General features: G+C 65.4%; 8 protein-coding genes and 2 pseudogenes. 2 read left to right on the forward strand and 8 right to left on the reverse strand.

Annotated elements, in window-relative coordinates:
- Positions 1–67: 67 nt before the first annotated feature.
- The 8 genes and pseudogenes from AZG88_RS12490 to AZG88_RS12525 all read right to left on the reverse strand — a co-directional run.
- Positions 68–361 (reverse strand): hypothetical protein, encoded by a 294-nt coding sequence (locus AZG88_RS12490; RefSeq protein ID WP_061697857.1) that lies wholly within the window; start codon positions 359–361, stop codon positions 68–70.
- Positions 358–1,809 carry an amidase gene (locus AZG88_RS12495; RefSeq protein ID WP_061697858.1) on the reverse strand — a complete coding sequence of 484 codons (1,452 nt, stop codon included), beginning with the start codon at positions 1,807–1,809 and terminating at the stop codon, positions 358–360. Before AZG88_RS12495 ends, AZG88_RS12490 begins: the two co-directional genes overlap by 4 nt.
- Before the next feature lie 3 nt (positions 1,810–1,812).
- Complete coding sequence (locus tag AZG88_RS12500; RefSeq protein WP_061697859.1) at positions 1,813–2,208, reverse strand: YybH family protein; 396 nt, start codon at positions 2,206–2,208, stop codon at positions 1,813–1,815.
- A gap of 2 nt (positions 2,209–2,210) precedes the next feature.
- Complete coding sequence (locus AZG88_RS12505) at positions 2,211–3,371, reverse strand: LLM class flavin-dependent oxidoreductase (RefSeq protein WP_061697860.1); 1,161 nt, start codon at positions 3,369–3,371, stop codon at positions 2,211–2,213.
- Between the two features lie 354 nt (positions 3,372–3,725).
- The gene (locus AZG88_RS53530) at positions 3,726–4,412 is read right to left on the reverse strand and encodes an L-serine ammonia-lyase, iron-sulfur-dependent, subunit alpha (protein ID WP_156517474.1); all 687 of its coding nucleotides are present in this window, start codon (positions 4,410–4,412) and stop codon (positions 3,726–3,728) included.
- Between the two features lie 198 nt (positions 4,413–4,610).
- Positions 4,611–4,859, reverse strand: coding sequence for a hypothetical protein (locus AZG88_RS12515; protein WP_061697861.1), 249 nt, complete (start codon positions 4,857–4,859; stop codon positions 4,611–4,613).
- 234 nt (positions 4,860–5,093) lie between these two features.
- Entirely contained in the window at positions 5,094–5,801 is a 708-nt protein-coding gene (locus AZG88_RS12520; RefSeq protein ID WP_061697862.1) for a GntR family transcriptional regulator, read from the reverse strand.
- A gap of 297 nt (positions 5,802–6,098) precedes the next feature.
- A pseudogene (locus AZG88_RS12525) lies at positions 6,099–6,482 on the reverse strand (transposase); the annotation flags it as partial.
- Positions 6,483–6,545: 63 nt separating this feature from the next.
- On the opposite strand from AZG88_RS12525, the gene AZG88_RS12530 reads away from it, so the two are divergent.
- Together AZG88_RS12530 and AZG88_RS12535 are read left to right on the forward strand one after the other, a co-directional pair.
- The gene (locus tag AZG88_RS12530; protein WP_061697864.1) at positions 6,546–8,639 is read left to right on the forward strand and encodes an ISAzo13-like element ISRop2 family transposase; all 2,094 of its coding nucleotides are present in this window, start codon (positions 6,546–6,548) and stop codon (positions 8,637–8,639) included.
- Between the two features lie 7 nt (positions 8,640–8,646).
- Positions 8,647–9,129: pseudogene (locus AZG88_RS12535) on the forward strand (transposase); the annotation flags it as partial.
- Positions 9,130–9,171 lie beyond the last annotated feature (42 nt).

Genomic DNA, 9,171 nt, shown 5'->3' on the forward strand with positions numbered 1-9,171 from the left:
GCGCGTGTGGTCACACCGCGGTGGTCTCGGGTGCGTCCCGGGCTCCCTCCGATGTCGCCGGAGTGAGTCAGCTCCACCGGATATGGGCCCGGACCCGGTCGTCGGTGTCCGTCCAGCCTTTGCCGGCGGCGTAGGCGATCATCGCCGCGAACTTGCCGTTCCACTCCTCGGTTCCGGGCCCGAGGCCGCGGAGAAAGTCGATGTCGATCCACAGGTGATCGCCATCCACGGCACCAGCCCCCGCGGAAACGGCAGCAGCGTGTGCCGTTTCCCGAGACCGCCCGACCGCATCGACCGCCAACTCGGTGAACGTGCCTGGGTCATCGAGCTGAATTTCCCTCTCGGTGATGACGATGATCACACCGGCTCCTTCAGATTCGTGACGTGCAGAGCCGGCCGACGGTCGGCCCACGGTTGCGCTTGCTCCAGCTGAGCCGCGAGTCCTAGCAGCAGGTCTTCCCGGTAGATGTCGGCGCCGAACTGCACGCCGACGGGAAGGCCGTCGTCCGTGGTGCCCAGGGGAAGACTGATCGCGGGCGCCCCTGAGACGTTGTACAGAGCGCACGTCGGGTGCGGGGCGATGACGTGGCGTACCCAATCCTCCGCGGCAAACGACGGGTCGTTCGCGTCGAACGTTCCGAGGTCGAGCGGCGGGGTGATCGAGGTCGGTGTGACGAAAATGTCCCACTCGCCCATGAACGTCGCCAGCTGCCGGCTGACCTTGTTGTTCGTCGCGAAGGCGCGGGCCAAGTCCATCGGTGTCATCGCCCGTCCGGCCTCGGCAGCGGCGATCGTCGTCGCCTCGAAGTAGTCCGGACTCAGCCCGACACCGAGAGCCTCACCCAGCGGAACCACGTCCGCGGCGGTCCCCGCACAGTAGGTGATGGTGAGCGCTGCCAAGAAGTCTTCCCAATCAATCTGGGGTGCACCCACTTCCACGCGATGCCCGAGATCGGACAGCAACTGGAGAGTCGACGCCATCGTGCGCAGGACCTCCGGGTGGACCACCCGATCGCTCCAGGAGTCCGCGCACACCGCAATGCGCAGCGGGGCGCTGGGTCCGCTCAGCTCGTCCCGATAGGGGCGGGCCGGCGTCGGTGCGCTGTACTTTTCACCAGTCAGATTGCCGTGTACCGCGTCGAGCAGCCCCGCCGCGTCGCGCACGGTTCGGGTGATGGCGAAGTCGATCACGTTGCCGTAGAAGGCCTCCTGCACCTCCGGTCCGATCGGGACGCGGCCGCGGCTGGGCTTGAGGCCGACGGTTCCGGTGTGGGCGGCCGGAATCCGGATCGACCCCGCACCGTCGTTGGCGTGCGCAATCGGGACCGCGCCCGACGCCACCATTGCCGCCGATCCGCCGCTGGAGCCACCGGGACTCTTGGTCGGATCCCACGGATTGTGGACGGCACCACCGAGCAGCGGCTCGGTTGTCGCGGTCAACGCGAACTCCGGGATCTTCGTGCTGGCGACCGCGGCGAGCCCGGCCCGGCGAAAACGGGCCATCAGCTCGGAGTCCTGGTCGAACACGATGCCGTCGGCCAACGCGCGGCTACCCAGATGCAGCGGCACACCGGCGGCGTGGCACAGCAGATCCTTCAGCACGAAGGGAACTCCGGTGAAGAAGCCGTCCGTGGCTGCGTCCAACGGCGTTTCCCACGGGCCTTCCGCGCAGGCACGCAACCGCTCGTCGGCCAGCTGCACGGCTTTCACGCCGGCCTCGTGCACCTCCGACGGCTTGACCTCACGAGAACGAACCAGTTCGGCCAGACCAGTGGCGTCGTAGGACGCGTACTCCTCGATCGTAAACATCTTCTACAACACCTCCGCTGGCACGTCGGCTCCGACGTGGGTCCACATGTCTCGGTGCATTAGCCATGACCCGACGTCCTGGCGGACGTGGACGACGATGTAGTTGCTGCGAACCTCGGACCCCTCGACGAACTCACCGATCGCGATTCCTTCCTCGACGGCGACGGTGTCGCCGATGGTCAGGTTCACGTCCTCGAGCGTCTGCTTGACGAACCCCGCTGCCAGCCAGTTGCCGAACTCCTCAGCGATCGCCTCGCGCCCGCGCACAGCACGTCCGTCGGGGGTGAGCATCGTCCCAGCGTCGGTATACAACGATGCGAACAGCGCCGGATCCCGCTCCTCGATGGCGCGGACCACGCTGCGGTGGACCTCGGCCAAATGCTCGGCGAATGCCACCATTGTCAGACCGCCAGTTCGTCGGGGGTCTCGTAGCTCGGCCGCTGCCGGGGGTCGCCGGGGAGGATGCCGACCGGCCCGCTGCGCACAACACTGCCGGGGTTGCTGAAGAACGGGATCACGTAGCGGCCCAGGTTCTCGATCGTGGCCATCCGCTCCTCGTGGGTGCCGCCGTCGATCCGCAGCACGATCTCGTCCGCGCCGCTGTCGGCGGTTTTCTGCACCTGCTCGATGCAGTACTGCGGATCGCCGACCAGAACGGTCGGGCCGCAGGTCCGCAGCCACTCCGCGTCGTTGACGTGCTTGCGCAACTGACCGATCCGAGAGAATTCGCCGTACTGCTGGGGCGAGCGCTCGGCGAGCTGGACGTAGACGTCGTTGATGATCATCTGCGCGAACTTCAGCAGATCCGCCTCGGCGTGCTCGAGCGCCAGATCCGTCGTCTTCGCGCAGCGCACCGACATGACGCTGCTGGCCGCGGACTTGACCGCGTACCGGCCGACCGGGGACACCTCGTTATCCGACACCGAGTTGTATGCGTCGAGGTTTGCCTGCAGCACCTCCCAGCCCAGGTAGACGTCGGAGGTGATCATGCCCAGGCCCTTGCGGCGAGCGTCGGCGGAGGACTCCACGGACTGCACGATCTTGTACAGCGGCGGGTGCGGCTCCTGGAACGGCTTGGGGCTCAACCGGCGCTCCGGGATCTTGCCCCAGTGCGGACCGTCGTGGCTGAACGTATCGTCGCTCAGTGCGCGGATGATGAGCTCGAGCGCCTCCTCGGAGCGCCCCCTTGTTTCGTTGAGCGAGACGCCGAACGCGTCCAGCTGTAGCAGCGTGTTACCACGCGCGGTGGTCAACTCGACGCGCCCGTTGGACAGCAGGTCGGTGGCCGCGGTCTGCTCCGCGACCAGGATCGGGTGGATCGCCGAGATCAACCGGCTCATGTAACGCAGCCGAATTCGGTTGGTGCGCATTGCGACCGCCGTGAACAAGACCTCAGGCGCCGGCGTCACACACATGTCATTGAAGAAGTGATGTTCGGAGGTGCCCCAACCGTAGAAGCCCATCTCCTCGGCAAATACAGCTTCCTCGATCATGTCCAGGTATCGACGGTGCTGGGTCTCGCCGGGGTTGGTGGCGCACTCGCTCATCATGATGAATCTCATCGGGTTGGTCCCTTCATCGGCGGGTCAGTGACGTATGCCACTGCGATGAGTTCAAGAGTGCCGGGACCGGTGTTCGGTGCGAATCCGTCATTGTGCGGACAAAATACTGAACTTCTGGGTGCCGATCGAGTGCATAATCAGCTACGGCAGGTTCCTGGGGAATGAACGATCACCGCGGTGCAGCCTGCGATGTGCTCCGCCATCAGGACAATTCATCGTTTCCTGCGGGTGGGACGGTTCGTTCGGCGGCGGGTGCCCGGCGCTCGGCGTCGCCTTCCCACCCTCGGGCTGACAGTACGCCGGTCTTCCCTCCGATCCGGTATGGGAGTCGGAACGGGTTGCAACGGCAACGAGTCAGCACTCGGGAACGTTGACCGCGAGCCCGCCCTGGGAGGTTTCCTTGTACTTGGCGAGCATGTCCATGCCGGTCTGGCGCATGGTCTCGATCGCTTGGTCGAGGGAGACACGGTGGTTGCCGTCGCCGTACAGGGCTAGCTTCGCGGCGTTCACGGCTTTCACGGAGGCGATGTCGTTGCGTTCGATGCACGGAATTTGCACTAGTCCACCGATCGGGTCGCAGGTCAGGCCGAGGTTGTGTTCGATACCGATTTCGGCGGCGTTCTCGACCTGCGCGGGCGTGGCACCGAGCAGTTCGGCGAGGGCGCCGGCGGCCATCGAGCACGCGGAACCGACCTCACCTTGGCAGCCGACCTCGGCGCCGGAGATCGAGGCGCGTTCCCCGTAGAGCACGGCGATCGCGGCGGCGGTGAGCAGGTACTTGACGACGACGGCGTATTTCGCGTCCGCGTTGTCGAGTCGGTTCTCCTCCAGCATCGACGTCGCCGGACGGTCGTCGCGCTCGCCCTGATCGGCCTCGGCCTGGCGGATCCAGTTCCGCAGCGCCTCCGGGTGCACGTTCAGCTGCTCGGCCAGCCGCCGGACCACCGGCCTCGGCTCGGGCTCCCGGTACAACCGCACCGCACGCTCACGCAACTCCGGCGGATACTTCCTCGTTCCAACAGTGACATCCTCCTCAATCACCCAGGATCAAACCTGGCTCGGAATTCTCCGGGAAAGCGGGGGAAGCTCATTCTCGTCGAATGCGCCGCCCATAGCGTTGCTGGTAAGCCCAGGGGGCCGATCGCGGATTTCGTTCTCGTCGCCTGTCGCTGATAAACGTGCCACTCACCGCTGCAACTCAGTTTCTGGACGGGCTTGCCGACGAAAAGCACTGACCACTCACGTATTCGACTCATTCTCGTCGTTGCCGATCTTCGGCGGTTTGGCGATATAGGCAAGCGCGAGAGTCACGGGGATTGCGCCGGCGGCGGCGTACTCTACCGGCGAGTCGCTTGGCCATGCCACGAAGCCGGTAAACGCTCCCGCCGCAAGTAGCCACATTGCCCGTGCGGTCGCGGCCCGGTACGCGGCCAGCGCGACCGCTGCAACGGTAACGAGAAGCATTCCTATCCAGACAAGCCAGATCATTTCTGGTGCCCGCCTCATGTTTTCGGATTAGGCGAGACCTGCAAAGTCAGGCGACGTACCATCACATACCGTCCCGGCAAGGGCGAAAGTATTGGCGACTTCGAAACGTTTCGGTGCCCGGTAAGCCGATCGCTTCGGTGGTCTCGACAATCAGGTCTACGGGATTGGTCTGTCTCAAGACGACCACTTTCAATTGCGTTCTCGCGTCGCCGCAGATTCCCGTGTCTAACGCAGCTAAGGCTTGGTGACGATCTCGCGGCTGGCAAGATAGTCCATCGTCCCGGCCAGGGCCGCATGGACGTGCTTTCTCAGCGATTCCGCTGCTCCATCGGGATCTTTCGCTTCGATACGCGCAAGGATCTCGGCATGCTCTGCCGTCGCGGCCGCCTGCCTTCCCTCGGTCCGGCTGTTGATCACGTACCGTTCGCAGGTGTTCCAGAGCATGCAGAGATGCCGTTGCAGTACGCCTTCGCCCGCCCCCTTGAACAACGCGAAATGAAAGGCGCGATGCGCGTGGAGCATCTCCACCGAGACCTGGGGCACCCCGCGCTCGGCCAGCGATTGCATCTCGTCGAACCAGTAACGCATCTCCTTGGCGGCGGCGTTGTCACTCGCCGAGGCCGCCCGTTGTGCGGCAATCACCTCGATCAGGTCGAGGATTTGGAATGCGTCGGTCACGTCCGCGACACTGAGCGGGCGCACCACCGTTCCTCGTCGCGGCAGGTTGTCGACGAGCGACTCCGCTTCGAGCTGGCGAACCGCCTCACGGAGCGGTACCCTGCTGACCCCCAATTCGTCCGCGAGGGAGTAGACGGACAGCTTCTCCCCGGGTTGAAGCATGCCGAGCACGATCCGATCCCGGATCCGCTCGGTCACGAAGTCGGTGACTGTCCCCGGAGGATCATCGAAGTTCCGGGCCTGGGATGAAATTTTCTCGGCCATGTGCCCTCCCCCTATGAAGCTGAGTACGTTTCCACTGCGCCTTCGACCGCAGAACCTCCAGATTACTATAAACAGAATTCTAAAAGCTAGGCGTGGCGACGCCGGCATTCCGACTGGCCGGATTTCACTGCGCAGCTAGATCCTCTCGTATTGCTGCCAAGGTCGAACTCACACGTCGAGAGGCGCCCCGACGAGACGAGTTCGTCCGGGGAGGTGGCCCCGGATTTGGGCATGCTCTTTCCAGGTCAAGTCCCGTGAGGTGGTGTACGAAGTGTCGCGTGACTCCTCGTGGGGTGGTTATGCGGTCAGAGCCGCCGGCGTCACCTCCTCGGTAGGTTCGGGTGTTGCGTGGGTGCCGCGGGAGCGGGCGAGCACGTCGAGGCCGAGATAGCGGCGGGCTTCGATCCACTCGTCGTGCTGCTCGGCGAGGACGGCTCCGACGAGCCGGATGAGGGCGGTGCGATCGGGGAAGATCCCGACGACATCGGTTCTGCGGCGGATCTCCTTGTTCAGTCTCTCCTGGGGATTGTTTGACCAGATCTGCCGCCAGATCTGCTTCGGGAAGGCCGTGAAGGCGAGGAGGTCGGCCCGCGCGGAGTCGAGATGATCGGCTACCTTTGGCAGCTTCTCCGACAAGGCGTCGATCACCCGATCATATTGAGCATGAACAGAATCGGCGTTGTGACTGTAAGGTAATAACATGGTGTTTTGCGGTTTGAGTCGGGTCGGTGCGGTAGGGCGGTTGTGAGCGAGGTCGACGGGCGGTTGCGGGAGCGGTTCGAGGTCTTGTTGCCGCATCTGAACGAGCGTCAGCGGCGTTTGGCGTTGGCGGCGGAGGCCCGGTCGCTGGGTCATGGCGGGGTGCGGGCGGTGGCCCGGGCGGTCGGTGTCAGCGAGACCACGGTTCGCAGGGGCGTGTTCGAGTTGGAGGCCGGCGAGCATCCGGCACCGACGGGTCGGGTCCGCCGTCCGGGTGGGGGCCGCAAGGGTGCGGACGCGCTGAATCCGCAGCTGGTGCCTGCGTTGTTGGCGCTGGTTGAGCCGGATGAGCGTGGGGATCCGGAGTCTCCGTTGCGGTGGACGACCAAGTCGCTGCGACACCTGGCCGAGGAGCTGACCCGGCAGGGCCATCCGGTGTCCGCACCGACGGTGGGACGATTGTTGCGGGACAACGGATTCAGTTTGCAGGCCAACGCCAAGACGTTGGAAGGCGAGCAGCACCCGGACCGGGACGTGCAGTTCCGCTACATCAACGAGCAGGTCAAGGCGCACCAGGACGCGGGCGAGCCGGTGATCAGCGTCGATTCGAAGAAGAAGGAACAACTCGGCCAGCTGCCCACCCCGGGGCGCGAGTGGCGCCCGCAGGGCGATCCGGTGCGGGTGGTCGATCACAGCTTCTTCACCGGACCGAATGCGGAACGGGCCATCCCGTACGGCGTCTACGACTTGACCACCGACGCCGGTTGGGTCAATGTCGGCGTCGACCACGACACCGCCGCGTTCGCGGTCGCCTCCATCCGCCGCTGGTGGCAGGCCCGCGGCGCCGCCGACTACCCGCACGCGCGCCGGCTGCTGATCACCGCCGACGCCGGTGGCTCCAACAGCTACCGGTACCGGTTGTGGAAGGCCGAATTGGCCGCGCTGGCAGCCGAGACCGGGTTGGCGATCACGGTCTGCCATTTCCCGCCCGGCACCTCGAAGTGGAACAAGATCGAGCACCGGTTGTTCTCCCAGATCACCATGAACTGGCGGGGGCGGCCGCTGACCAGCCACGAGGTCGTGGTCAAGACCATCGCCTCCACCCGCACCCGCACCGGGCTGCGCGTGGACGCCGAGCTGGACACCGGCGACTACCCGATCGGGATCTCGGTTGGTCGAGACGAGTTGCGCGCGTTGCCCATCCGCCCGCACGCCCAGTGCGGAACGTGGAACTACACCATCGAACCCACTCACGCCGACGCCGCTCCGGTTCCCGGCCGGGACCGGGAAGGCGAGCGTGCCGCGGCCGTCGCGATGCTCGCCGACCCGCGCCTGACCGGCATGACTGGCGCCGAGCTGGACGAACTCACCGCACGGCTGGCACCGGCCCAGGCCGCGCGCGCCGAGCAACGCCGCTGGCACCAACGCGGCGGCCGGCGCCGCAATGCCCCGGGTGCCGGCGGGCGACGGCTGCTGTCGGACGCCGCGGCCCTGCTGATCACCGTCGTGTATCTGCGGCAGGTCTGCCCTCAGCGGGTGCTCTCGGATCTGCTCGGGGTGAATCCGAACTCCATCGGCGAAATCATCGCCGAAACGCGGATGCTGCTCGACGAACACGGCTATCACGTCACCCCGATCATCGGGCTTCGCTTCAGCACCGCCGCAGACCTCGCGGGATTTCTCCGTGACGGCACGGCACCCGACCCGACACCGAATCGGCCGCTCCCCGAGGCACTGTCGCATCCGGCTCTGACCGGCATGAGTCGCCGGCAACTGGGCGACCTCGTCGAACGCCTCGCCGTCCGGCAAGCCGCCATGGTCGAGCGACGCCGCTACGCCCAACGCGGCGGCGAACGCATGCCAGGGGGCCGCGGCGGAATCTTCCTCCAGAAGATCACCGATGCCGAACGCGTCCTGGCCACCGTTCTGCATATGCGCCAGCTCTGCAACCGCGCCGTCCTGGCCGAACTGTTCCAGGTCAGCCCTCGCACCATCGGCAATGCCCTGCTCGACGTGCGGCCACTGCTCGAACAGGACGGCTACACCCCGGCACCGGCAACCATCCGCTACCGCACCGCCGCCGCCCTCCTCGCCGCCATACCACCACGAGAGGGCGACACACCCGAATCGACACATTAATTCCTTACAGTCACATTACTCGACGAACCTGATGGCGGTGACCCCGAAGGCATCGTGGCCTTGGGTGAAGACGTTGCTGCACTCGGTCTACGACCAACCCGACGCGGATTCTGTTCATGCCCAATATGATCGAATCATCGGCGCACTGTCGGAGAAGTTGCCGAGGGTCGCTGACCACCTCGACGCAGCACGACCGGACCTGTTGGCGTTCACCGCATTTCCCAAACAGATTTGGAAACAGATCTGGAGCAACAATCCGCAGGAGCGCCTCAATAAGGAAATCCGCAGGAGAACCGATGTGGTCGGAATCTTCCCGGATCGTACCGCCCTGATCCGGCTCGTCGGTGCGGTCCTGGCCGAACAACACGACGAGTGGATCGAAGGACGCCGCTATCTCGGCCTGGACGTTCTGGCCCGCTCCCGCAACGACAAGCCCACCGACAGCAGCACCGAGTCCACCGAGGAGGTGACACCGGCCTTGACTGCCTGACTCACCAACGAGGAGTCACGCGACGACCCTCGTACACCACCC

Source organism: Rhodococcus sp. LB1, assembly GCF_001583455.1.
Classification (GTDB): Bacteria; Actinomycetota; Actinomycetes; order Mycobacteriales; family Mycobacteriaceae; genus Rhodococcus_F; species Rhodococcus_F opacus.